The organism is Vibrio ordalii ATCC 33509 (assembly GCA_000257205.1).
Lineage (GTDB): Bacteria > Pseudomonadota > Gammaproteobacteria > Enterobacterales > Vibrionaceae > Vibrio > Vibrio ordalii.
The window spans coordinates 1-23,192 of sequence record AEZC01000054.1 but is presented as its reverse complement, the minus strand read 5'-3'; the positions used below and the strand labels follow the sequence as shown (position 1 = coordinate 23,192).

At 46.0% G+C, this 23,192-nt stretch carries 21 protein-coding genes; 10 read left to right on the top strand and 11 right to left on the bottom strand.

Annotation, left to right across the window (positions count from 1 at the left end):
* Positions 1-24: 24 nt before the first annotated feature.
* From VOR_RS0103500 to priA, 3 genes are all read right to left on the bottom strand, one after another.
* Positions 25-567, bottom strand: a complete 543-nt coding sequence (locus VOR_RS0103500; RefSeq protein WP_010318347.1) for an SPOR domain-containing protein — start codon at positions 565-567, stop codon at positions 25-27.
* Positions 568-669: 102 nt separating this feature from the next.
* Entirely contained in the window at positions 670-1,677 is a 1,008-nt protein-coding gene (gene cytR, locus VOR_RS0103495) for a DNA-binding transcriptional regulator CytR (RefSeq protein WP_010318346.1), read from the bottom strand.
* A 305-nt stretch (positions 1,678-1,982) separates the two neighbouring features.
* Positions 1,983-4,184 carry a primosomal protein N' gene (gene priA / locus VOR_RS0103490; RefSeq protein ID WP_010318345.1) on the bottom strand — a complete coding sequence of 734 codons (2,202 nt, stop codon included), beginning with the start codon at positions 4,182-4,184 and terminating at the stop codon, positions 1,983-1,985.
* A gap of 268 nt (positions 4,185-4,452) precedes the next feature.
* Between priA and rpmE the strand changes: the two genes are divergently transcribed.
* A complete protein-coding gene (gene rpmE, locus VOR_RS0103485; RefSeq protein WP_010318344.1) occupies positions 4,453-4,668 on the top strand; it encodes a 50S ribosomal protein L31 in 216 nt (71 codons plus the stop codon).
* Between the two features lie 205 nt (positions 4,669-4,873).
* Positions 4,874-6,151, top strand: coding sequence for a malic enzyme-like NAD(P)-binding protein (locus VOR_RS0103480; protein WP_010318343.1), 1,278 nt, complete (start codon positions 4,874-4,876; stop codon positions 6,149-6,151).
* A gap of 147 nt (positions 6,152-6,298) precedes the next feature.
* Here VOR_RS0103480 and metJ read toward each other — a convergent pair whose 3' ends face one another.
* Positions 6,299-6,625 (bottom strand): met regulon transcriptional regulator MetJ, encoded by a 327-nt coding sequence (metJ, locus tag VOR_RS0103475; RefSeq protein ID WP_010318342.1) that lies wholly within the window; start codon positions 6,623-6,625, stop codon positions 6,299-6,301.
* A gap of 299 nt (positions 6,626-6,924) precedes the next feature.
* On the opposite strand from metJ, the gene VOR_RS0103470 reads away from it, so the two are divergent.
* The 3 genes from VOR_RS0103470 (at position 6,925) to metF (ending at position 11,626) form a co-directional block, all read left to right on the top strand.
* On the top strand, positions 6,925-8,091 hold the full coding sequence (locus VOR_RS0103470) for an O-succinylhomoserine (thiol)-lyase (protein ID WP_010318341.1): 1,167 nt from the start codon (positions 6,925-6,927) through the stop codon (positions 8,089-8,091).
* Positions 8,091-10,502: a bifunctional aspartate kinase/homoserine dehydrogenase II gene (locus VOR_RS0103465; RefSeq protein ID WP_010318340.1), complete on the top strand. Its 2,412-nt coding sequence runs from the start codon at positions 8,091-8,093 to the stop codon at positions 10,500-10,502. The genes VOR_RS0103470 and VOR_RS0103465 overlap by 1 nt, the downstream gene beginning before the upstream one ends.
* 233 nt (positions 10,503-10,735) lie before the next feature.
* Positions 10,736-11,626 (top strand): methylenetetrahydrofolate reductase, encoded by an 891-nt coding sequence (metF, locus tag VOR_RS0103460; protein WP_010318339.1) that lies wholly within the window; start codon positions 10,736-10,738, stop codon positions 11,624-11,626.
* Positions 11,627-11,744: 118 nt separating this feature from the next.
* Here metF and zapB read toward each other — a convergent pair whose 3' ends face one another.
* Positions 11,745-11,987 carry a cell division protein ZapB gene (gene zapB / locus VOR_RS0103455; protein ID WP_010318338.1) on the bottom strand — a complete coding sequence of 81 codons (243 nt, stop codon included), beginning with the start codon at positions 11,985-11,987 and terminating at the stop codon, positions 11,745-11,747.
* Positions 11,988-12,304: 317 nt separating this feature from the next.
* Here zapB and glpX point away from each other — a divergent pair, with 317 nt between their 5' ends.
* Positions 12,305-13,312 carry a class II fructose-bisphosphatase gene (gene glpX / locus VOR_RS0103445; protein ID WP_010318337.1) on the top strand — a complete coding sequence of 336 codons (1,008 nt, stop codon included), beginning with the start codon at positions 12,305-12,307 and terminating at the stop codon, positions 13,310-13,312.
* Between the two features lie 111 nt (positions 13,313-13,423).
* Here glpX and pfkA read toward each other — a convergent pair whose 3' ends face one another.
* From pfkA to VOR_RS0103430, 3 genes are all read right to left on the bottom strand, one after another.
* A complete protein-coding gene (gene pfkA, locus VOR_RS0103440; RefSeq protein WP_010318336.1) occupies positions 13,424-14,386 on the bottom strand; it encodes a 6-phosphofructokinase in 963 nt (320 codons plus the stop codon).
* A 260-nt stretch (positions 14,387-14,646) separates the two neighbouring features.
* Complete coding sequence (gene fieF, locus VOR_RS0103435) at positions 14,647-15,555, bottom strand: CDF family cation-efflux transporter FieF (protein WP_010318335.1); 909 nt, start codon at positions 15,553-15,555, stop codon at positions 14,647-14,649.
* 128 nt (positions 15,556-15,683) lie between these two features.
* Entirely contained in the window at positions 15,684-16,178 is a 495-nt protein-coding gene (locus tag VOR_RS0103430; protein ID WP_010318333.1) for a CpxP family protein, read from the bottom strand.
* A 186-nt stretch (positions 16,179-16,364) separates the two neighbouring features.
* Here VOR_RS0103430 and VOR_RS0103425 point away from each other — a divergent pair, with 186 nt between their 5' ends.
* The 3 genes from VOR_RS0103425 to VOR_RS0103415 all read left to right on the top strand — a co-directional run bounded on the left by VOR_RS0103425 (position 16,365) and on the right by VOR_RS0103415 (position 19,036).
* The gene (locus VOR_RS0103425) at positions 16,365-17,051 is read left to right on the top strand and encodes a response regulator (RefSeq protein ID WP_010318332.1); all 687 of its coding nucleotides are present in this window, start codon (positions 16,365-16,367) and stop codon (positions 17,049-17,051) included.
* The gene (gene cpxA / locus VOR_RS0103420) at positions 17,051-18,454 is read left to right on the top strand and encodes an envelope stress sensor histidine kinase CpxA (RefSeq protein ID WP_010318331.1); all 1,404 of its coding nucleotides are present in this window, start codon (positions 17,051-17,053) and stop codon (positions 18,452-18,454) included. The genes VOR_RS0103425 and cpxA overlap by 1 nt, the downstream gene beginning before the upstream one ends.
* A gap of 99 nt (positions 18,455-18,553) precedes the next feature.
* On the top strand, positions 18,554-19,036 hold the full coding sequence (locus VOR_RS0103415; RefSeq protein WP_010318330.1) for a tRNA (cytidine(34)-2'-O)-methyltransferase: 483 nt from the start codon (positions 18,554-18,556) through the stop codon (positions 19,034-19,036).
* Positions 19,037-19,122: 86 nt separating this feature from the next.
* Here the strand turns inward: VOR_RS0103415 and cspE are convergent, their stop codons facing one another.
* The 3 genes from cspE to VOR_RS0103400 all read right to left on the bottom strand — a co-directional run bounded on the left by cspE (position 19,123) and on the right by VOR_RS0103400 (position 21,121).
* A complete protein-coding gene (gene cspE, locus VOR_RS0103410; RefSeq protein WP_010318329.1) occupies positions 19,123-19,335 on the bottom strand; it encodes a transcription antiterminator/RNA stability regulator CspE in 213 nt (70 codons plus the stop codon).
* Between the two features lie 285 nt (positions 19,336-19,620).
* Positions 19,621-20,124: an FxsA family protein gene (locus VOR_RS0103405; RefSeq protein WP_010318328.1), complete on the bottom strand. Its 504-nt coding sequence runs from the start codon at positions 20,122-20,124 to the stop codon at positions 19,621-19,623.
* A 64-nt stretch (positions 20,125-20,188) separates the two neighbouring features.
* The gene (locus tag VOR_RS0103400) at positions 20,189-21,121 is read right to left on the bottom strand and encodes a sensor domain-containing diguanylate cyclase (protein WP_010318327.1); all 933 of its coding nucleotides are present in this window, start codon (positions 21,119-21,121) and stop codon (positions 20,189-20,191) included.
* 405 nt (positions 21,122-21,526) lie between these two features.
* On the opposite strand from VOR_RS0103400, the gene aspA reads away from it, so the two are divergent.
* Positions 21,527-22,972, top strand: a complete 1,446-nt coding sequence (gene aspA / locus VOR_RS0103395; protein ID WP_010318326.1) for an aspartate ammonia-lyase — start codon at positions 21,527-21,529, stop codon at positions 22,970-22,972.
* Positions 22,973-23,192: the final 220 nt, after the last annotated feature.

The window sequence follows — 23,192 nt, the reverse complement described above, 5'->3', positions numbered from 1 at the left end:
ATTGGATGCGGTGAGTGATCGCTCTTATTGTGGTTCAGTCCAAATGGCGCACGGCTCAATTTTAGCGCGTTGTAATTTATGCTCGTCACGCTGCGCATCACGCTTATATTTGTATGGCCCTAATACCACGCGATACCAACTGCTGCCTTCCGTTTTTCGGATTTCACTTTTTAAACCCTGAAACGCGATATCGAGTTTACGGCTTTCAGCCTGCGACGAAGTCTTGTACGCCCCACACTGCATAATATAAGGAATTTCAGACACTTTTTGTTCTTTGGCTACCACTTCTACTTCACGTTTCGGCAAGCTATCCACGTAATCCCATTTTTCCTCTGGGGGCGGTGGGATCACTTTCTCTGGCTTAGGTTTTGCGACTGGTTTTGTAGGAACCACAACCGCTTGAGGCGGCTCAGGATCACGGCTGAGTAAGAACAGCCCATAACCAAAACCGGAAACGAGCAACAGTGCCAATAAGCCACTACGCCAAGGTTTACGACGTGGAGCTGTTTTTTTCGGGGTCGGCTTTTTCGGACTACGACCGCGCCTTACATAATCTTTATTAGCCACAGAGAATTCAAAAGTTGATGGTTTGTGCCAATGTTAATGCAGTTTCCAACGACTTAATAGTGTTGAAAGAGTTGCAGCGCATCAAAAATGCGCTGCATGTGGTTAGCTCAAACGAGGAGGCGCTGCGCTTTCTCGAATCACTAACTTGGTTTCTAATAGTCGAGAACCTGCGCCAACCTCTTGACCGCGAAGAAGATCGAGCATCATGAGCATCGCTTGACGCCCTATCTCATAGCGCGGCTGTGAGATGGTCGTTAACGGTGGATCGCAGTAGAGCGCAAATTGAATATCATCAAATCCCACCACTGAAATATCTTGTGGAACGCGCAAACCCAATTTTTTGGCTTCCTTAATGACACCGATCGCCATACTGTCATTATGACTAAAAATGGCGGTGGGGGGCTCAGATGACGCCAATAATTGGCGCAGTGCTTTAGCCCCGGCTTCAAAAGTAAAATCACCATAAGTGCAATAATTAGGATTCATTTCAATCCCTGCACGGCGTAAGGCTTGTTGATAACCTTGATGGCGGAACTTACACAAGGTTGCCTCTGCTGGCCCTGAAATTTGCGCGATGCGTTTGTGCCCAAGCTGCGTAAGGTAGTTCACCGCCTCAAACGCTGAGGTAAGGTTATCAATATGTACCGTTGGCAACTCAAGTTCTGGCGCAAATTCACAGGCCATCACCATAGGTGGCAGGTTTTTTTGTTCAGGCTTACTGACATCAAACGGCAAATCCGTACCTAGCAGCAACATGCCATCAACTTGCTTAGTAAATACGAGGTTAACTAAAGAACTTTCTCGCTTTTTCTGCTGACCACTATCACCCAGTAGTACTAAATAACCATGTTCCATCGCCGCATCTTCGATACCACGAATGATCTCGGTGAAGTAAGGGTCACAAATATCCGGCACGATAGCGACAATGGTTTTGGATTCATTACGGCGTAAGTTGCGAGCGAGAGAATTTGGTGAGTAACCAGCTTCTAAAACGGCATCTTCGACACGCTTTCGCGTTGAAGATGATACTTTTTCAGGGTTCATCAACGCCCTAGATACTGTGGCGGTTGATACACCTGCAAGCTGGGCAACATCCTTCATTGTCGCCATAGAAATTAACCTCTTTAAAAGTCGTTACTGGGTTGAAATCACCCGTTGTTATGTTTATACAATCAGATTGTACAATCTGGTTATCCATTTTAAACGACGAGCTGTTATTCACAGCGGATATATGAGTGATAGTCTATTCATTTCCACCCATAAAGTTACGGTCAGATTAACAAATCTTACATAACAAGCGTGAAGTCACTCACATTAGAGAGGATTAAATTGGCTAGCAAAAATAATAGCAGCCTCTTTAGCATTCGATTGCTTCAATATGTTACATCTCATTTCATCGGAAACGCTACTGAGGTTTAACTGAGATCTTGCGGTTCAATATCTAACGACCAGCGAATTTTCTTGGCTAGAGGTAACAGTCCAATGGCTGGTTTAGCGCTCATCAATAGTTTTTGCATTTTGGATCGATGCTGAGTTTGCAGTAATAACTGCCAACGATATTTGCCCGCTCTTTTCGCCAATGGGGCTGGGGTTGGCCCTAACACTAAGCACGAATCATCAAATAATGGATGCGCTTCTAACGTATGCCTGATTTGGCGTAAGAACTCTTCCACCATCGAAGCTTGATTGGATTCCGCTTTAAATAGTGTGAGATAGGTGTAAGGCGGCAACATCGCTATTTTCCGCTCTTCTAACGCGGTTTCTGCAAAATGACGATAATCCTTTTGCAACAGTGCTTGCAGCAAACTGTGTTCCGGGTGATGCGTTTGTAAAATGACTTCGCCGGGTTTGCTAGCACGCCCTGCTCGACCTGCCACTTGAGTAAATAGCTGCGCCAAGCGTTCGGCGGCGCGAAAATCACTGCTGTATAGCGAACCATCCACATCCAATAACGCCACTAAAGTCACATCGGGAAAATGGTGCCCTTTAGCGAGCATCTGCGTGCCGATTAAAATCTGATACTCACCTTGGCGAATCGATGATAATGCACTTTCTAAACTGCCTTTACGACGCGTACTATCGCGATCAATACGCACCGTTTTATATTCGGGGAAAAGCTGCGCCAGTTGCGCTTCAAGTTGCTCGGTACCTACCCCAACCGTGACCAACTGAGTTGAACCACAACCTTGACACTGATGAACCACCGGACGTTGCGAGCCGCAATGGTGACAACGCATGTCACTGCTGTATTGGTGAAAGGTATAGTACGCATCGCAACGTTTGCATTCGGCAATCCAACCGCATTCATGGCACATCAGCGCGGGCGAGAAGCCGCGCCGATTGAGAAACAGCATCACTTGGTTACCAGCGCTGAGGTGTTTTCTCATCTCAGCAATCAGCGGCGCTGATAAACCACTCTCTAAAAACAGGCCTTTCACATCCAACACTTTGTTTTTAGTGGGAACCGCTACGCCCGCACGCTGAGTTAAGCTTAAGTGATGATATTTGCCGCTCAATGCATTATGCAACGTTTCTAATGCTGGAGTGGCGGAACCGAGCACAATCGGGATCTGCTCAAGATTTGCACGCATTACCGCGACATCTCTTGCATGGTAGCGTAGGCTATCTTGCTGTTTATACGAAGCGTCATGTTCTTCATCAACAATGATGATACCTAGATCTGCAAAAGGCGTTAGTAGCGCTGAGCGAGTACCAATAATAATGCCCGCAATATTATCACGCGCCGCTAACCACGCGTTGAGGCGCTCGGTTTCATTGAGCCCCGAGTGGACCACGGCAACTGGCACATTAAATCGCTTACGAAAGCGGTTAATGGTTTGTGGTGTTAGACCAATCTCAGGCACCAGTACCAATGCCTGGCGGCCCTTTTCTAAAACGGGTTTAATCAGGTTTAAATAAACTTCGGTTTTCCCTGAACCGGTGACCCCTTCAAGTAAATAGCATGCGAAATGGTGATGGCTATTAATTGAAGCAATCGCGATCGCTTGTTCTTGGTTGAGCTTGGGCTTTTCCACATCCGCTTCAACATTCTGCGGCCAAGCCGTCAGTGTCGGCCGTTTTTCCAGTGATTCTATCCAGCCTTTCTCTTGTAAGATTTTGAGTACGCTGCTACCTACCTCTTCATCAATAAACAGTTGATGGGGTACAGCGCCAGACTCAAGCATCGCCATCACTTTGGCTTGCTTTACCGCTCGCCCAAATCCTTGCATGAGTTGATCGCGCCCACCGGGCGTCAGTTGCCACTCTACTAAAGTCGAAAAATCGGCCGCTTTCCCTTTGCGTAATGCGCCAGGCAATGCATTAAATAGCGTGTCGCCTAATGGGTATTGATAAAACTGGCTACACCATAACAGCAATTGATAGAGTTTCTCAGGCCAGACTGGCTGGCTATCGAGCACTGCTTTTAGCGGCTTTAATTGATCGACTGAAAACTCAGACTCACTGACTATAGCGGTGACGATACCCACCAGAGTTTGCCGACCAAATGGCACCGACACTCGTCCACCAACAATCGGAAACAGATGACTTGGGATCTGATAATCAAACTGCTTATCCAATGGGACAGGTAAGGCAACGCGTGCAATGGTGGGGCGCATAATCGACCGTTCGTTCTACAAAAAATGTGAAAAGACAGTCTACTGGATGCGTCACCGAAATTCGAGCTTCGTCATTGGACAAAAATATGGCGAAAATAGCGGCGAAATGGCTTGATCCACTGAAGAGGATTCATTAATATATCGCGCCTTGATGATATGGCTTCTTGCTTGATGTTAAGCAGTCAGCGGTATCAACATTTTTTTATTAACTACGTGTGGTGTCCGGCATAGATTCGGATAGCGACGCGGCCCAATTTGAGGTTATCCCATGAAAGCTGGTATCCATCCAGAGTACAAAGCAGTTAGCGCGACTTGTTCTTGCGGCAACTCTTTCGAGTTCAGCTCAACGCTAGGCAAAGATTCTATCCACCTAGACGTGTGTGACAAATGTCACCCATTCTACACTGGTAAGCAACGTATCGTTGATACTGGCGGCCGTGTAGATCGCTTCAACAAGCGTTTCGGTGCTCTTTCTAGCAAATAATCTTTTTTTTGCTAGAAAATTAAAAAAGGATGCCTCGGCATCCTTTTTTGTTGGCATTTTTTGTATAGTTGTCAGTACGCACTGGTCTTATCTGCGACATTTTCTCCATTTTTTGATGAAGCACGTCAGGTTCCCGCCTAGGAAGTTTGAGCAACATCCATTAGAATTATGGACCTTTTCCAATCCAACACGAGCACTTATACCTATGTCTGATGACACTCACCAAGAATTAACGGCAGAAGAACAATTTCGCCAACGCGCACTCGATTATCATGCTTACCCAACCGCGGGTAAAATTGCCATTTCATTAACTAAGCCTGCCGACTCGGCTGAAGACCTTGCTCTAGCTTACAGTCCGGGCGTCGCTGAACCGGTTCGTGAAATCGCGCAGAACATCGACAACGTTTATAAATACACTGCGAAAGGCAACACCGTCGCTGTGATCTCAAACGGCACGGCTATTCTTGGTTTAGGTAACTTAGGTCCGATGGCTTCCAAGCCCGTCATGGAAGGAAAAGCGCTACTGTTTAAACGCTTTGCTGGACTTGATTCAATTGATATTGAAGTAAAACACCGCACAATCGATGAATTTATCGATACGGTTGCTAACATCGCCGACACCTTTGGCGGCATCAACTTAGAAGATATCAAAGCACCAGATTGCTTTGAGATTGAACGCCGTTTGATCGAACGCTGTAATGTGCCTGTTTTCCATGACGATCAACACGGCACTGCGATTGTTACTGCAGCTGGCATGCTCAATGCGATTGAACTGCAAGGCAAGAAACTCAACGAATGCACTATCGTCTGTCTTGGCGCTGGCGCAGCAGCCACCGCTTGCATGGAACTATTGATTAAGTGCGGCGCAATGCGTGAAAAAATCTACATGCTTGATCGCAAAGGTGTGATTCATACTCGTCGTGATGACATCAATGAATATAAGCAGTTGTTTGCTAATAACACCGACAAACGCACACTGGAAGATGTGATTGAAGGCGCTGACTTATTCCTAGGTGTGTCAGGCCCCAACCTGCTGCCTGCCGAAGCGCTAAAATTAATGGCCGATAAACCGATCGTATTTGCTTGCTCAAACCCGGATCCAGAAATTAAACCAGAACTCGCACGCGCGGTACGTGATGATTTAATTCTCGGCACAGGTCGTAGCGATTATCCAAACCAAGTCAACAACGTGTTGTGCTTCCCATTTATTTTCCGTGGCGCTTTGGATGTCCGTGCTAGTGAAATTAATGACCAAATGAAGCTAGCCGCAGTTGAGGCGATACGTGAACTGGCTAAAGAAGAAGTGCCGGCTGAAGTGTTGAAAGCCGCAGGCGTAAAAGCGTTAAGTTTCGGCCCTGAATACATCATTCCAAAACCGATGGACCCACGCCTACTGCCTCGTGTTGCTAAAGCGGTTGCTCAAGCAGCGGTTGACTCTGGCGTCGCTCGAATCGAGATGCCTGTCAATTACATGCAAGAATAATCACAAGCTTGAGCGGCTAAATGCCTCGCTCGAAAAAAACCGCTGACTTTCAGCGGTTTTTTTATATTCTGAGACACAGAGCCAAAGTCACCATGGCAACTTACCCAGTATCCTCTCGATTTTATCTCGTTGTACCGCAATTACGCGCTACACTTCTTCATCATCATACGCTTCAAATTCAATGCCCATGGCGGTCATTAATGCTTTGGCTTCGGTCGGAATATCGTCTGGACGATCTTTTCTCAAATCTTCGTCGGTCGGTAAAGGTTGACCGGTATAAGCATGCAAGAAGGCTTCACACAGCAGCTCACTGTTGGTTGCGTGGCGTAAGTTATTGATTTGACGGCGAGTGCGCTCATCAGTTAATACTTTCAACACTTTCAATGGGATTGAAACGGTGATTTTTTTGACTTGCTCACTCTTCTTCCCATGTTCAGCATATGGGCTAATGTATTCCCCATTCCAGTCTGCCATTGCGCACCTTCGTTATCGTAATTGGTCGTTAAAAATTTGAAAGTTGGATTTTAGCGGGATTTACCGCCACAAGCAAAGACATATAGACGTCTAGATATATTGACGTCTAGATATATTGACGTCTTCTTTTCGGTTCAGTAAAGTGTGCCATTATCGACTGAGAGATAGCAATATAGCGCACTATCGGATATAGCTAATACTCTAGACAATTGAAATTGCCACCTTAGTTGTCCCCGAATAAGGCAGGAACCCCCTCAATAAAAGTCAGTTTATTGAGTTTATTAAGTAAGGAAACCGTCATGACCACTCGCAAGCCAGCCACCATCGCCGTTAGAACCGGTATTGAATCCGACTCTCAATATCATGCTGTTGTGCCTCCAATTTATCTTTCGACAAATTATAGCTTTCCTGCGTTTGGTGAAGTGCCTAAATACGATTACACACGCTCTGGCAACCCGAATCGAGGTCTGCTCGAAAAAGCGTTGTTTGAACTCGAATCGGGTCAAGGCGCGGTGGTGACTAACTGTGGCACTTCGGCGCTGAATCTATGGGTTTCCGCCTTTTTAAGTCCTGACGATCTGATTGTGGCCCCGCATGACTGCTACGGTGGCACATATCGCCTGTTTAATACACGCGCCAAAAAAGGCGATTTTCAGACACTCTTTATTGATCAATCCGATCCAAACGCTTTGCAGGCTGCTTTGGCGAAAAAACCCAAATTGCTACTCATTGAAACTCCATCCAACCCATTAGTTCGCGTGGTCGATATTGCTGATATTTGCCAACAAGCACACGCCGTCGGTGCATTAGTGGCGGTTGACAACACCTTCTTAACGCCAGTATTTCAAAAACCATTAGAGTTGGGCGCAGATTTTGTCATCCACTCCACCACCAAATTCATCAACGGCCACTCCGATGTGATTGGCGGGGTCGTGATCACCAAAACAGAGCAGCACGCTGAAGAGCTAGCATGGTGGGGCAACTGCCTTGGCTCAACGGGAACCCCTTTTGATAGCTACATGACGCTGCGTGGCATTTGTACCTTAGGCGCAAGAATGCGCGTCCATGAGGAGAGCTCACGCGCTATTTTGGACTATCTGCAAAGCGAAGCCTTAGTAAAGGTCATTTATCACCCGAGTTTGCCAGAGCATCCTGGCCATGAGATAGCGAAAAAGCAGCAATCTGGCTTTGGCTCTATGCTCAGTTTTGAGTTTGCGGGCAGCTTTGAACAGCTTAAATATTTTGTCTCTCAGTTAACATTATTCTCACTGGCAGAGTCATTAGGAGGCGTGGAGAGCTTAATCTGCCACCCCGCTTCGATGACTCACCGAGCGATGGGCGAAGAAGCGTTGGCCGAAGCCGGTGTTTCACAGCAGCTATTACGCCTATCGGTCGGCTTAGAAGATGCGCAAGATTTGATTGACGATCTCGCGCAGGCCTTTGCTAAAGCGCAGGAGGCCTATTAATGACTGCCCTACGTCAATTGCACAAGTTTGGCGGTAGCAGCCTTGCCGATCCTGAATGCTACAAACGGGTCGTTAATATCTTAAAAGAGTATTCTCAAGCTGATGATTTGGTGGTGGTTTCTGCCGCAGGAAAAACCACCAATCGTTTAATCGAATTTCTCGACGCTCTTAATAAAGATGGTCGAGTGGCTCATGAGAACTTGCAATCGGTCCGTCAGTACCAAACCGATTTAATCAACGCGCTGCTCGATGAAGATGCAGCGCAACCGCTCATCACTTTACTCACCAACGAAATTCGCACTTTGGGTCAGCTTTGCGCGCCCCTATCACCAGCTCAACAAGCGGCGGTACTTGGCCATGGTGAAGTGTGGTCATCACGCTTATTGGCGGCGTTACTCAATCAACATAACCTTGCGGCTGTAGCACAAGACGCCCGCGAATTTCTTCGCGCGCAAGCAGGCACACAACCGGAAGTGGATCGCGCTCGCTCCTACCCTTTGCTGAAAGAAATTTTGGCACAACACGCGCATCACCGAGTGATCATCACAGGCTTTATGGCTCGCAGTGAACAAGGTGATACTGTGCTACTTGGGCGCAATGGCTCCGATTACTCCGCTACGATGATCGGCGCACTTGCGGAAGTAAACCGAGTAACGATTTGGAGTGATGTGGCCGGTGTTTATAGCGCCGACCCGCGCATTGTTAGTGATGCCTGTTTACTGCCGCTACTGCGTTTGGACGAAACCAACGAGTTAGCGCGCCTTGCCGCCCCGGTATTGCACAGCCGAACTTTGCAGCCCGTGGCGCAAAGCACCATGGATTTGCACTTGCGCTGCAGTTATCAACCCGAAGCAGGATCGACTCGTATTGAGCGTGTATTGGCATCGGGACGTGGTGCCAAAATCATTACTTCACTTGATGATGTGCTGTTGATTGAGCTTAATTTTGCTCACGGGCATGACTTCCAGCGCCTACAAAACGATGTGCTGCGCAGCTTGCGTCGTGCTCAACTCGAACCGCTAGCTTTCGATACTCAAGCCGACCAACACCAACTGCGTCTTGCCTATACTGCTGAGATTTCAGGTGGAGCTCTAGCTCATCTGCAAGATGCCGCTTTTGAAGCGGAAATTAAACTCAAAGAAGGCTTTTCGTTAGTGGGTGCCGTGGGTGCTGGTGTGACGAAAAACCCCAACCACTGCTACGGCTTTTATCAACAGCTACGTTCATCACCGATCGAGTTTATCTGTGAAGCAGAATCTGGGCTGAGTTTAGTTGCGGTACTGCGTAAAACACCGATCACCCCCTTAGTGGTGGGTATGCATAACCAACTATTTCAGGCGCAAAAACGGGTCGCACTGGCACTGTGTGGCAAAGGCAACATTGGTTCGAGTTGGTTAAAACTCTTTGCTGAACAAAAATCAGAGTTAGAAAAACGCCATGGCATGAACTTCGAATTGGTCGCAGTGGTCGATAGCCAAACCTATTGGTTTGATGAGCAAGGGATAGATGCGGTATCGGTTTTAAAGCATTTTGACGATGAAGCGATTGCCAGTGAGGGAATGGCTTGGCTACAACGCTTAAGCAATATTCAAGGGTATGACGAAGCGGTTGTGCTCGATGTAACCGCAAGCAAAGAGCTAGCTGATCACTACCTCAATATTGCTGAAAATGGGATTCACCTTATCTCGGCGAATAAAGTCGCGGGCTCTTCCTCTAGCGTCGATTACCACCAAATAAAAGAAGCGTTCGCGAAAATTAGCCGCCATTGGCTCTACAACGCGACGGTTGGCGCAGGCTTACCCATTAACCACACGGTGCGTGATTTGCGTGAAAGCGGCGATGAAATCGTCGCCCTCTCTGGTATTTTCTCTGGCACTTTATCTTGGTTATTTCAGCAATTCGACGGCTCAATACCGTTTAGCGAACTGGTCGATTTAGCATGGCAACAAGGACTTACCGAGCCTGACCCGCGCAGCGATCTGGATGGTTCAGACGTCATGCGCAAACTGGTGATCCTAGCCCGTGAAGCAGGGTTACAGATCGAACCGGAAAATGTCAAAGTTGAATCACTGGTTCCTGATGAGCTCAAGCACCTCTCACTGGATGACTTTTTAGACAAAGGCCAACTGCTGAGTGAAAAATTAGCCGAGAGGCTAACCAAAGCACAACGTGAAGATAAAGTGCTACGCTATGTCGCAAGGCTTGAGAAAAATGGCAAAGCAACGGTGGGGGTTGAAGCTTTAGAGCGTGAACACGCTTTGGCTAACCTTTTACCTTGTGACAACATTTTTGCTATCGAGAGTAAATGGTATCGCGATAACCCGTTAGTGATTAGTGGTCCGGGCGCTGGTAGAGAAGTGACAGCAGGAGCTATCCAATCGGACCTCAACTTGCTGTCAAGCTTACTGTAACACTCCAGCTTATTCCAGATTAAGGAGCTCCTAGGCTCCTTAATTTAACCACGAAAGGATGATATTAGGTCATGCAGCATGACTTGAAGGTCACTCACAATCAACATGAATAATATTCATAATTACAGTGTTGACATAAAATGTTATTCAATACATTCTGTGGACATATAGACGTCTAAACGTCAACTTAAGGAATAATAGATTGGCGCAAAAACGCCACAGGGAGAAATAAAATGGGATACACGCACGCCGGTCATATTGATGAACTCAACCAGAACGTGGCTGAGCTATCAGATAATATCAATGTCTCATTTGAGTTTTTTCCACCCAGCTCAGCGCAAATGGAAGAGACATTGTGGAATTCCGTTCACCGTTTAAAAACCCTGCAACCTAAATTTGTTTCTGTGACTTACGGAGCAAACTCTGGCGAGCGCGACCGCACCCATTCGATCATTAAAGAGATTAAAGATCAAACTGGTCTTATTGCAGCACCGCACCTCACTTGCATCGATGCCTCTCGCGATGAGTTGATTCAGATTGCCGATGACTACTGGCACAACGGCATCCAGAACATAGTTGCGCTGCGTGGCGATATTCCCGCTGGTGGCGGCAAACCAGAAATGTATGCTTCCGACTTAGTGACTCTACTCAAATCTCGCCATGATTTTGATATTTCTGTCGCGGCATTTCCAGAAGTCCACCCTGAAGCGAAAAGCGCGCAAGCCGATCTGGTCAATCTAAAACGCAAAATTGATGCAGGTGCAAACCGCGCAATTACTCAATTCTTTTTTGATGTTGAAAGCTACTTACGATTTCGCGACCGCTGCGTAGCTGCTGGTATTGATGCTGAAATTGTACCGGGCATTCTACCGGTATCAAACTTTAAACAAGCTTCTCGCTTTGCCGCGCAAAACAACGTTAAAGTCCCCGGATGGATGGCGAAACAATTTAATGGATTAGATGATGACCCAACCACACGCCAGCTCGTGGGTGCAAGCCAAGCAATTGACATGGTTCGCATTTTAAGCCGTGAAGGCGTCAAAGACTTCCATTTCTATACGCTCAATCGCGCTGAAATGACCTACGCATTGTGCCATACGTTGGGCGTAAGACCGAAAGCATAAACTTTCTCTGCACTCATAACGCTATTATTGGTAAATGTTGCTCGTGATAAAACGCGATGATTGATTAAAAGTAACGCCGACTTGATGTCGGCGTTGTGGTATCACTTAAGCGAGCAGATTATTCCACGTCGTCCATTTTACCAAGTAAGCTACGAATACGATCTTGCCATGCATTCTGCTCTTGCTCCATTTGTTGCGCTTTTTGCTCAAGCTCTTCACGCGCTACTTTTAGCTCATTCGCTTCATTCACGAGCTGCTGTTTCTCTTCTTTAAGCTCTTCCACTTCCATTTGTAGAAGTGCGATGGTGTCAACTGCGGTTTGAATTTTTGCTTCTAGTAGTTCTAATACTTCAAAAGACATGGTGCATACCCTTAGTTATTCGGTTGAGGTGAACAAAATTTCACTTATTGGTTCATTCTACTCAGCACAGCGCTCAGAAACACTCACTATATGCAAATTTTCTCGCTATTTGATTAAAAAATCAGCTCAACTTAACCGCAAGCTCACTTAAGCGCTAAAGCTAGGCAGAAAAACACCTTATCTGGCGATAGATTCACTCAATTTGACGCTTAGCTTTGATCAAGTGCAATCCTTGTGAACTAAAAAAGCAAACGTTTACTATTTGATATGCTAAAATTCCCGCCGAAATTTCCTATTCCCTTTTCTTTGGAGCTAGCATGAAACGCGATTTAGCAATGGCATTCTCTCGAGTCACTGAAGGTGCTGCACTGGCAGGTTACAAATGGCTTGGCCGAGGCGATAAAAATGCGGCCGATGGCGCAGCGGTAGAAGTCATGCGCAACCTACTCAATAAAACCGACATCCAAGGTGAAATTGTAATCGGTGAAGGCGAAATTGACGATGCTCCAATGCTCTACATTGGCGAGCTTGTTGGCCTTGGTGGCGATGCGGTTGATATCGCAGTGGATCCTATTGAAGGTACGCGCATGACGGCAATGGGCCAGTCAAACGCATTGGCTGTTTTGGCGGCTGGCGAAAAAGGCAGCTTCCTTAAAGCACCTGATATGTACATGGAAAAATTGGTGGTTGGCCCCGGCGCTAAAGGGTGCATTGACCTCAATAAGCCTTTAAAAGAGAATTTAGAAAATATCGCCACCGCGCTGAATAAACCATTAGACACTCTAGTGGTGATTACCTTAGCGAAACCTCGCCATGATGCCACCATAGCGCAGATGCAAGAGATGGGTGTTCGTGTGTTTGCTGTGCCAGATGGTGATGTCGCCGCCTCGATCCTAACTTGCATGCCTGATAGTGAAGTCGACGTGATGTACTGCATCGGCGGTGCACCTGAAGGAGTGGTTTCAGCCGCGGTCATCCGAGCTCTAGATGGTGATATGCATGGCCGTCTGCTACCACGTCATGAAGTCAAAGGCGATACGGAAGAAAACCGCATTTACGGTGCAAAAGAGTTAGCTCGCTGCGCGGAAATGGGTGTCGAAGCTGGCGTAGTGCTGAAAATGGAAGAGATGGCCCGCAGTGATAACGTCATTTTCTCAGCTACTGGTATCACCAAAGGGGATCTGCTGGAAGGCATTACCCGCAAAGGCAACATCGCCACCACAGAAACGCTATTAATTCGTGGCCGCTGTCGTACCATTCGCCGTATTAAATCAATTCACTACTTAGAGCGCAAAGACCCAGAAGTGCGCGCGATCATTTTGTAATCCGCCAGTGCTTTGCTCTGTTTTATTTTAACGACAAAGCATAGAGAGACAAAAAAGACCGCAATGCGGTCTTTTTTATTTACTCACTTTATACCGAGATGGAAGAAGCGATTAAAACAGCTCTTCAGCCACTTTATACAAATCAGTGCGAACTGGACGCTTCATATTTTCAATTGCGTCGATAATATCGTGGTGAACCAACTGCTCTTTCTGAATACCAACACAACGACCACCGTGGCCATCAAGCAGTAAATGTACCGCAAAATTACCCATGCGTGACGCAAGAACACGGTCAAACGCCGTCGGGCGACCACCGCGTTGAATATGACCCAGCACGGTAGCGCGAGTTTCACGTCCCGTTGCTTTTTCAATTTCTTTTGCTAGTTGGTTAGCATCCATCATCAACTCAGTCAGTGCAATAATGGCGTGTTTCTTACCTTTCTTAATGCCGTCTTGAACGTTCGCGATCAGTTGGTCCATATTCAAACCAGTTTCAGGGGTGATGATATATTCACAACCGCCTGCAATCGCCGACATCAGAGTCAAATCACCGCAATGACGACCCATGATTTCAACAATCGAAATACGTTGATGAGAAGAGGAAGTATCACGTAAACGGTCAATTGCATCGATAACCGTGTTTAATGCTGTTAAGTAACCAATGGTGTAGTCGGTACCAGCAATGTCGTTATCAATCGTGCCTGGTAAACCAACGCATGGAAAACCCATTTCAGTCAGCTTTTTCGCACCCATGTAAGATCCGTCACCGCCGATGACAACTAAAGCATCAATACCATGCTTTCTTAGGTTTTCGATCGCTTTTTCACGTACTGCGACTTCACGAAATGCAGGGAAACGCGCAGAACCTAGGAAAGTACCACCTTTATTGATAACGTCAGAAACGCTTGAAAGATCCAATTTTTTAATGCGATCTTCATAAAGGCCAAGGTAGCCGTCGTAAATACCAAATACTTCCAAATCAGCACCGAGTGCCGTACGAACAACACCACGGATTGCTGCGTTCATGCCAGGTGCGTCACCGCCACTAGTCAAAACACCGATCTTTTTAATCATGCTCACCCTCGATTTTTTGGGAACTTAATACTCATTTTTTACGCTGTCCGTTAGCGATAAAACCGACAGCAAAATCTTTCTAATCTGTGCATAATGTTACCTTTCCTAAAGAGGAATACTACTGTTATTTGCACGAAATTATGTAAGTTTGCTACTTATGTAAGAGTATTACAGTTTTGAGTTAACGCTTTGTTGATTCATATCAGAATCAGGCTTATTTATTGTTCTTAAAAAGATAGTTAATAAGCGCGTTTTTGTCGCTACCACCCTTGTGATTTTTGCTTTTTTTCTGGTCCAAACACCACAGAATAAGGATCTTGGTGGATTAATACATCCGCTCCGGGGAAAGCCTCGAGTAGCTTATCTTCCACCTCATCGGAAATGCGATGCGCCTCAATCAAGCGGATATTGTCATCGAGTTCCAGATGTAACTGAATGAATCTTACAGGTCCAGACATGCGAGTTCTTAATTGATGCACACCCAACACACCAGCTACAGAAAGACATTCTGTGCGGATTTGCTTCAATTCTTCATCAGGTAACTTACGATCCAACAAGGTCTGAATAGCCTCTTGCACCATACGAAAAGCGCTGTAAAGAATATAAACGCCAATGCCGATCGCAAAGATGGCATCGGCCTGTTTAAAGCCAAACCAGCTCAATATGAGCGCGATCATAATCGCCGCATTCATGAACAGATCAGTTTGGTAATGCAATGAATCCGCAGCAATGGCTTGGCTGCCCGTTTTTTTCACGACATGCTTTTGGAACAACACTAAGCCAAAAGTCACTAGCATTGCAAACAGGCTGACATAAACGCCATATTCAGGAGAAGTTAATTCGTGTGGGCGAAAAAAACGGTCAACCCCATTGAGGATAAGAAAACAGGCCGAGCCTGAAATGAACATCGCCTGGGCAAGGGCCGCAAGCGATTCCGCCTTACCATGACCAAAGGCGTGCTCTTTATCTGCGGGCTGCAGTGCGTAACGCACCACAATTAAATTGACCACGGAAGCGGCAATATCAAGTAAGGAATCAATCAAGGATGCGAGTAGGCTGACCGAGCCAGTAACCCACCAAGCGATCACTTTTACTATCAGCAACAATGAGGCGACAAGGGTTGCTGTCCAGGCAGCAAGCGTAACAAGGCGTGCGTATTCTTGTTTCATATCACTAAAATCAGCTTAAAAATGAGCAGCTAGTATACCCTCTCAAATTAAGAATGAATATGACACAAATGAACAGGCCTCACCAGAGGCCTATTCTCAATTATTAGCGTATTAGCGGTTATCAATAATTAGCTATTTTTCTTCATGTGCTTAGGACCATTTTCCATGCACTGCTGCATGCGATCTTGTTGTAGCGTTTGCAGTTTTGCTTTTTGTTCCGGAGTTAACACACTCATCATGTCATGACGTTTTTCTAGCATCTTGACACGGTGAGCGACCTGTTGATCGACCATCTCTTTGGCTAATTCATTTGCCGCTGCCGCATCAAAGTTCTCCGCTAGCACGAGAGCTTGTACTTTGTCATGGTGCGCTTTCATTTTCGCTTGGCGTTGACCTTTATGCTCACCCTTGATCGCTTCGCGATTCGCTTCACGCATCTCTTTCAGCTTTGCTTGCTGATCAGCAGTCAAGTCAAGCTGTTGCATTATGCCGCGATCAAAGCCGCCACACTCATCATTTGGCCCTTTATGTCGCTCTTTACCACCAAATGCATAAACGCTTGCTGTGCCAAGAATCAGAGGTAGTATTACCGCCGAAAGTACTAGTTTTTTTGCCATTTTCATCATCTATTCCTTCACCAAGTGGATTCTAAAAGCTGTATTCACAGCACTTGAGTGTAGAATAGGACATGTACGGTAAAACAACGTATAGCAAGCGTAAAGAATCGTAAAGAGCTTATTGCTCACTGAAGATCTTGCCTATTTCACAGTAAACTGTACCCATAACTTCCCCCAACGACGAGGCGACACATGGCGCATATTCTTCTAATTGATGACGATACTGAACTCACCAGCTTACTAAAAGAAGTCTTAAGCTATGAAGGCTTTGAGGTATCTGAAGCGAATGATGGAGAGAGTGGGCTCGCTGCCATTCATGGCCGTATCGATCTTATTTTACTCGATGTAATGATGCCGAAACTCAATGGGATGGAAACGCTGAAAAAATTGCGTGAAAACTGGCATACCCCTGTTTTAATGCTCACCGCCAAAGGAGAAGAGATCGACCGCGTCATCGGTTTAGAACTCGGCGCGGATGACTATTTACCGAAACCCTTTAGTGACCGAGAGCTACTTGCGCGCATTCGCGCAATTTTGCGTCGCACTCAAGCCAGCACTAGCACCAAACAAAATGAAGTGATTGAATGCCAAGATATTCAGGTGTATCCCAGTAAGCAGGAAGCCTATTGCCAAGGGCAATTATTGGATCTCACTACCACAGAATTTGCCTTGCTGACTCATTTTGTGCAAAACCCAGGCGAAACCTTAACTAAAGAAGCGCTCAGCCTTGATGTTCTAGGAAAACGGTTGGCGGCCTTTGACCGCGCGATTGATATGCACGTCTCGAATTTGCGCAAGAAATTACCTGAACGTGTTGATGGTAAATCACGCATTAAAACACTGCGTGGTCGTGGCTATCTCATGATTTTGGAGGAGTAATGCGTCTACCTAAAATCAACAGCTTGTATGGCCGAATTTTTGCCATTTTTTGGTTTACGATGTTGCTGGTGCTGATCGCAGTATTAGCACTGCCGCACCTTGATCCTCGCAAAACCCGTGATATACCTAGCGATGAATACCAACGTCTTTCACACTTGAAACAGAAAATAGAGAGCACGTTTAAAGATGAGCATGAGCTCACACGTATTGTCTTTCGTTTAGAAAATAGTAGTAATAACCAACGCAGTGAAGGGCATATGCGAGATAAGAGCAGCACTCCGCAATTTTTCATTACTACGCGAGATGGCACGATCCTCACCACAAAAACTCAAGCCGACTTCAAATTTAAAGCACTCCAAAATTTCGTGACCAGCATTGAATCCATTGATAAGCCACAACAAAAGCTCTATGGCCGCTATATGATTTCAGGCCCATTGCCCATCACCCTTGCCAAGCAAGATCTGCTCCTGTTTGTCGGCATTCGCTGGAATGAACCCCCCCCGTTCTTATTGCAACTGTTTGACCGCCCGTTCGGCCTGCTGCTTGCCGTGATGCTCGTCAGTACACCGCTACTCTTATGGCTCGCATGGGCATTGAGCCAACCCGCCAGCCGCCTCGAGCAAGCCGCCAAACGGGTCTCTCGCGGCGAATTTGTAGTCGATCCAAGCTTAGAAAAAGGCACCAGTGAATTTCGCCAAGCGGGAAAAAGCTTTAATCAAATGGTAGAAGCCGTCAATCAGATGATTTCTGGCCAGCAGCGATTGCTGTCGGATATTTCACACGAACTGCGCTCCCCTTTAACTCGGCTGAGAATGGCCAATGCACTGGCTACTCGTAAGCAAGGTAACAGCTCCGAATTAGAACGGATCGACACTGAAGCACAACGTTTAGAGCAGATGATCGGCGAACTGCTGACGCTTTCGCGTATGCAAACCAACAGTCATCTCAGTCGAGAAGTCCAACCTTTATCCAGTTTATGGGAGGAGTTGTTGAGCGATGCCCAATTTGAGGCCGAGCAGATGGAAAAAAGGCTCAGCTACAATACGATTCCACCGCACACCATTTCCGGAGCACCAAAACTACTGATGAGCGCATTGGAAAACATTGTGCGTAACGCCATTTACTATGGCAAAGATGAAATCAATATTACCTTTTCGGTCGAAAAAAGCAGACTATCGGTTTGCGTGGAAGACAATGGTGAAGGCGTTCCCGAAAACGAGTTAGACGATATTTTCCGCCCCTTTTATCGTGTTTCGACCGCGCGTGATAGGCACAGTGGCGGTACAGGATTAGGCTTAGCCATCACCGAAAGTGCCATTCGTCAGCACAGCGGAACCATTGATGCAAGTCGCAGCCAATTAGGTGGGTTAAAAGTACAGTTCACTCTCCCATTGGATAGTTAAATGCCACTGGTGCCTATATTGCCAAATAACGGGTGACTTGTACTCAATAGGCTCGTCACCTTATACTTCCGGCCCACACTCCTTAAGAGCAGCTATACCATGTTTGATATCGCACTTTACGAACCTGAAATCGCCCCTAATACCGGAAATATTATTCGTTTGTGTGCCAATTGCGGCGCTAATTTGCATCTTCATCTTATTGAACCGCTGGGTTTTGATCTAGAAGAAAAGAAAGTGCGCCGTGCAGGGCTTGACTACCACGATTTAGCGCGCGTAACGCGTCATGCCAACTTGGATGCCTTTATGGACTACCTCAATGCAGAGCGCGAAACGTACCGGATTTTTGCTTGTACCACTAAAACCACGGGGCACCACGTCGATGCGCAGTTTCAAAAAGGAGATGTGTTGATGTTTGGCCCAGAAACTCGTGGATTACCAGCGCAAGTCATTGAAATCTTACCGATGGCACAACGTATTCGTATTCCGATGATGGCAGAAGCTCGCAGTTTAAATCTCTCTAATGCGGTCGCTATTATTGCGTTTGAAGCGTGGCGCCAAATGGGTTTTGAAGGTGCGCAATGACAGCGCTAACGGTAGCAAAATAAATCACTAAATAGCAAAAAAGCCGCCTAGGCGACCTTTTTATTAATTCTAGATATTAGGCTAGATTACAGAACAGTTACTTGAGCTGCTTGTAGGCCTTTTTGACCGTTTTCTACGTCGAAAGACACTTTTTGGCCTTCAATTAGAGTTTTGAAACCGTCAGAAGCGATTGCATTGAAGTGTACGAACACGTCAGCGCCGCCGTTATCTTGAGTAAGAAAGCCGAAACCTTTAGTTTCGTTAAACCATTTTACAGAACCAGTTGTTTTGTTAGACATAATGTGTCCCTTTTATTTAAATTCATAAAGTTATCGCGCTTATGCGCAATGCACTGATAGATTGAATTATTTAATGTTACGAATAAGGTAAGGGAAACACTGAGGACATCAATTTTTACGATGGATTCTGAGAATTTACTTTTACTTTTATTTTTTGTTTCATTAATAACCCCTGAACAACAGAGCGAGGCCACTATAGGCTTTAACGTTACACTAAGCAACCTACTTTCGCGATCTAAATTGTCCGGTCAACTCTGGTCAATCCCAAAGGCTCATCAAAGCCTTTTAATTCAACTTGTTGCGTTCGTCCTCTTTACGTTCGAACTCACCTTCTAATGTTTCTCCCGCCTCCGATGATGAGAAAGGAGTTTGGGAAAAAGAACCATGACTATGCCGGCCTGCGCGAAATTCCGTTTGGAAATGACTAGCACTATTTACGACTACTTTGTTCATCAAATAGTTGGCAAGTAACGCACGAGGGGCTGGCAATAACGCCACCATACCAAGTGCATCGGTCAAAAAGCCAGGAACTAAAAGCAGAACTCCAGCCACCGCCAATATTACACCTTCAACAATTTGTTGAGCAGGTAGCTCACCTTGTTGCAAGCGATGTTGAACACTCAATAAGGTCTGAATACCTTGACTACGAACCAATGAAGCACCAACGAATGCCGTAATCAGCACCAAGGCGATGGTTGGCCACATACCTAGCAAGCTGCCTACTTGGATAAAGAGACCAATTTCAATGATTGGCACAAAAATAAAAGCCAGAAGTAAGATTGGAAACACACGCCCTCCTTTGTTTATTGCTCTCACCTTACCGTCAACCACAGGCGACTACAACACTCAACGCTCAATCAAAGCACACAACCTGATTACGGCCACCTAACTTGGCTTGATACAATGCAACATCGGCTTTTTGAATCAAACTATCAAGGCCATCAAACAATACGCCTGTCGTGCAGCCAGCACTCACCGTCACGGGTACAAGCTTCCCCTGCCAATAGAATCCAAACGAAGCGATGTGATAACGAATTTTATTGGCCATTGCGATCACCTCTTGTGGAGATGCACCGGGTAAGGCAACTAAAAATTCTTCGCCCCCCCAGCGCACACAGCAGGCATCAATACTGGTGGATTGCCAAAGAATATTGGCCAAGGTACACAGCAATTGATCGCCCGCCATATGTCCAAAATTATCATTGATCGATTTAAAATGATCAATGTCGAGCATGATAACCCCCACATCACAACCCAACTCCCTATCTTCAATCCAATACTCTAGGCCACGTCGGTTAGTTAAATGGGTTAGAGGATCGGAATTGGAGATATGAAGCACCTCTTCCAACGACGCTTTTAATTGATGAATATTCTGGAAAGTAACGATATGCCAATTAGGCTGGCACTCAGCCTTAATTTGAGCACTTACGGTAAACCAACGTTGCAAACCATCACCACACTTAATTAGTGCGGGAATTTCTGCAATTTGTCGGTTCGCAAGCATCGAAGCATGGACTTCCTTCTCCCACCTTAGAGCAACTTCTTGCCGATACTCAGGATCTGGATAAACCGTGGTAAACCAAGTAGAAATATCAGGAATATCTTGGATGGTGTAACCTAACTCTTTCACAAAAGTCTGATTAAAATAGAGATGCTGCCGATTGTTATCTCCCTCTATGGTAGAAATTATCCCTTGCGAAACGACTATCGGGAGAGGAATGATATCAAGCGACCGGAAAAAATAGTCTTGAAACTGTGTAAGGGAGAGCCCATCGACTTGCGTCATATCAATACATCCTTATGCCAATACCATCCTTACATTTATAGACCATATACTTAGCCATCACTCAATATCCACACCGACAAAGCCTAACCTTCGCTAACAAAATACAAACAAACCCCATGCATACAAATAAATACCACCACCAACATAACCGTCACTTATTAGTTAATCAAGGTGAGAATCATTTTTTAAACCTGAAAATAACGCCTATGGATACACATCAAATTTTCATCAAATATTGACTTAAAAGGTGATCCACTTACTATTTTTTAAATCTAGGTTAAGTATGATGTGCCACAGAAGTCAGGACGGATTTTCCAGCCTAAAACTCTGACGAATGGACTCTTAAGTTGCAGAAATGGCTAATAATTTCACTAATTATCAGAATAATTCTCTAAGGATCCTGTTATGGCTAACCTATCAGAAACTACAGCTAACTCGGCCACTCGTATCGAAGAAGATCTATTAGGTCAACGTCACGTTCCTGCTGACGCGTATTACGGCATTCATACGCTGCGCGCTATCGAAAACTTTAATATTTCAAAATCAACCATTTCTGATGTGCCTGAATTTGTACGTGGTATGGTGATGGCTAAAAAAGCTGCCACGCTAGCCAACAAAGAGCTCGGCGTCATTCCAAGCCAAGTGGCTAATTACATCCTCCAAGCATGTGACTTGATCCTAGAAACAGGTAAGTGCATGGATCAATTTCCGTCAGACGTATACCAAGGCGGTGCCGGCACTTCTGTCAATATGAACACCAACGAAGTGATCGCAAACCTTGCTCTGGAATTGATGGGTAAAGAAAAGGGTCAGTACGAGTTCATCAACCCCAATGACCACGTTAATAAAAGCCAATCAACCAACTGTGCTTACCCTACTGGTTTTCGTATTGCGGTATACAACAGCATCCTGAAACTGATTGATTCAATTGCCTATCTAAAAGGTGCGTTTGAGCTAAAAAGCCAAGAGTTCTCTGGCATTTTGAAAATGGGTCGAACTCAATTGCAAGACGCCGTACCGATGACCGTAGGTCAAGAGTTCCGCGCTTGGGCGGTCACCATTAATGAAGAGATCCGCAACCTAGAGTACACCTCTAAACTGCTGCTTGAAATCAACCTTGGCGCAACGGCTATTGGTACTGGCCTCAATGCAGCGCCGGGCTACCAAGCGGCGGCAGTGAAGCACCTTGCTGCGGTGACTGGCTTAGCTGTGGTACCAGCGGAAGATTTAATTGAAGCAACCTCTGACTGCGGGGCTTATGTGATGGCGCACGGCGCGCTAAAACGCCTTGCTGTGAAACTCTCTAAAATCTGTAATGACTTGCGTCTTCTTTCATCGGGTCCTCGCGCGGGTTTTAACGAGTTGAACCTACCTGAACTGCAAGCTGGGTCTTCGATCATGCCTGCTAAAGTAAACCCTGTGGTGCCTGAAGTGGTCAACCAAGTGTGCTTTAAAGTACTGGGCAACGACAACACCATTTCCTTTGCCGCTGAAGGTGGTCAATTACAGTTAAACGTGATGGAGCCTGTGATTGCACAAAGCATGTTTGAATCAATTGACATTCTCTCAAACGCCTGTGTGAACCTTCGTGACAAGTGTATTGACGGCATCACTGTCAATAAAGAAGTGTGTGAAGCTTACGTATTCAACTCTATCGGTATCGTGACTTACCTTAACCCATACATTGGCCATCACGAAGGTGACATCGTGGGTAAAATTTGTGCGGAAACAGGTAAGAGCGTACGTGAAGTGGTGCTTGAGCGAGGCTTACTCACCGCCGAAGAGCTCGATGACATCTTGTCCGTTGAAAACTTCATGCATCCTCAATACAAAGCAAAACGCTACGAATAATGGTGCAAGGCCCCTGCGGGGGTCTTTTCCCCAACATATTCGGTTTCGTTTGTATGACTTTTTTGACCAAATCCACTCCCTTATTACAATCTATACCCAAACAACGTGGAGTTGCAGGTAGGCGGAAAGTGAGTGAGTCCCCATGAGCATAGGCAAACTATGTGATTGGGGTGAACGAACGTAGCCAACACCACTGCAGCTTCAAGTAGGAAGGGTATAA

Excerpts from the sequence above, each read along its gene's own strand:
- fieF (WP_010318335.1), bottom strand. The coding sequence starts at position 15,555 with ATGAAACAAGAATACGCACGCCTTGTTACGCTTGCTGCCTGGACAGCA.
- VOR_RS0103430 (WP_010318333.1), bottom strand. The coding sequence starts at position 16,178 with ATGAAAATGGCAAAAAAACTAGTACTTTCGGCGGTAATACTACCTCTG.
- metF (WP_010318339.1), top strand. The coding sequence starts at position 10,736 with ATGGGATACACGCACGCCGGTCATATTGATGAACTCAACCAGAACGTG.
- metJ (WP_010318342.1), bottom strand. The coding sequence starts at position 6,625 with ATGGCAGACTGGAATGGGGAATACATTAGCCCATATGCTGAACATGGG.
- VOR_RS0103470 (WP_010318341.1), top strand. The coding sequence starts at position 6,925 with ATGACCACTCGCAAGCCAGCCACCATCGCCGTTAGAACCGGTATTGAA.
- rpmE (WP_010318344.1), top strand. The coding sequence starts at position 4,453 with ATGAAAGCTGGTATCCATCCAGAGTACAAAGCAGTTAGCGCGACTTGT.
- VOR_RS0103415 (WP_010318330.1), top strand. The coding sequence starts at position 18,554 with ATGTTTGATATCGCACTTTACGAACCTGAAATCGCCCCTAATACCGGA.
- VOR_RS0103480 (WP_010318343.1), top strand. The coding sequence starts at position 4,874 with ATGTCTGATGACACTCACCAAGAATTAACGGCAGAAGAACAATTTCGC.
- cpxA (WP_010318331.1), top strand. The coding sequence starts at position 17,051 with ATGCGTCTACCTAAAATCAACAGCTTGTATGGCCGAATTTTTGCCATT.
- cytR (WP_010318346.1), bottom strand. The coding sequence starts at position 1,677 with ATGGCGACAATGAAGGATGTTGCCCAGCTTGCAGGTGTATCAACCGCC.
- zapB (WP_010318338.1), bottom strand. The coding sequence starts at position 11,987 with ATGTCTTTTGAAGTATTAGAACTACTAGAAGCAAAAATTCAAACCGCA.
- VOR_RS0103400 (WP_010318327.1), bottom strand. The coding sequence starts at position 21,121 with ATGACGCAAGTCGATGGGCTCTCCCTTACACAGTTTCAAGACTATTTT.
- glpX (WP_010318337.1), top strand. The coding sequence starts at position 12,305 with ATGAAACGCGATTTAGCAATGGCATTCTCTCGAGTCACTGAAGGTGCT.
- VOR_RS0103425 (WP_010318332.1), top strand. The coding sequence starts at position 16,365 with ATGGCGCATATTCTTCTAATTGATGACGATACTGAACTCACCAGCTTA.
- cspE (WP_010318329.1), bottom strand. The coding sequence starts at position 19,335 with ATGTCTAACAAAACAACTGGTTCTGTAAAATGGTTTAACGAAACTAAA.
- aspA (WP_010318326.1), top strand. The coding sequence starts at position 21,527 with ATGGCTAACCTATCAGAAACTACAGCTAACTCGGCCACTCGTATCGAA.
- VOR_RS0103465 (WP_010318340.1), top strand. The coding sequence starts at position 8,091 with ATGACTGCCCTACGTCAATTGCACAAGTTTGGCGGTAGCAGCCTTGCC.
- priA (WP_010318345.1), bottom strand. The coding sequence starts at position 4,184 with ATGCGCCCCACCATTGCACGCGTTGCCTTACCTGTCCCATTGGATAAG.
- pfkA (WP_010318336.1), bottom strand. The coding sequence starts at position 14,386 with ATGATTAAAAAGATCGGTGTTTTGACTAGTGGCGGTGACGCACCTGGC.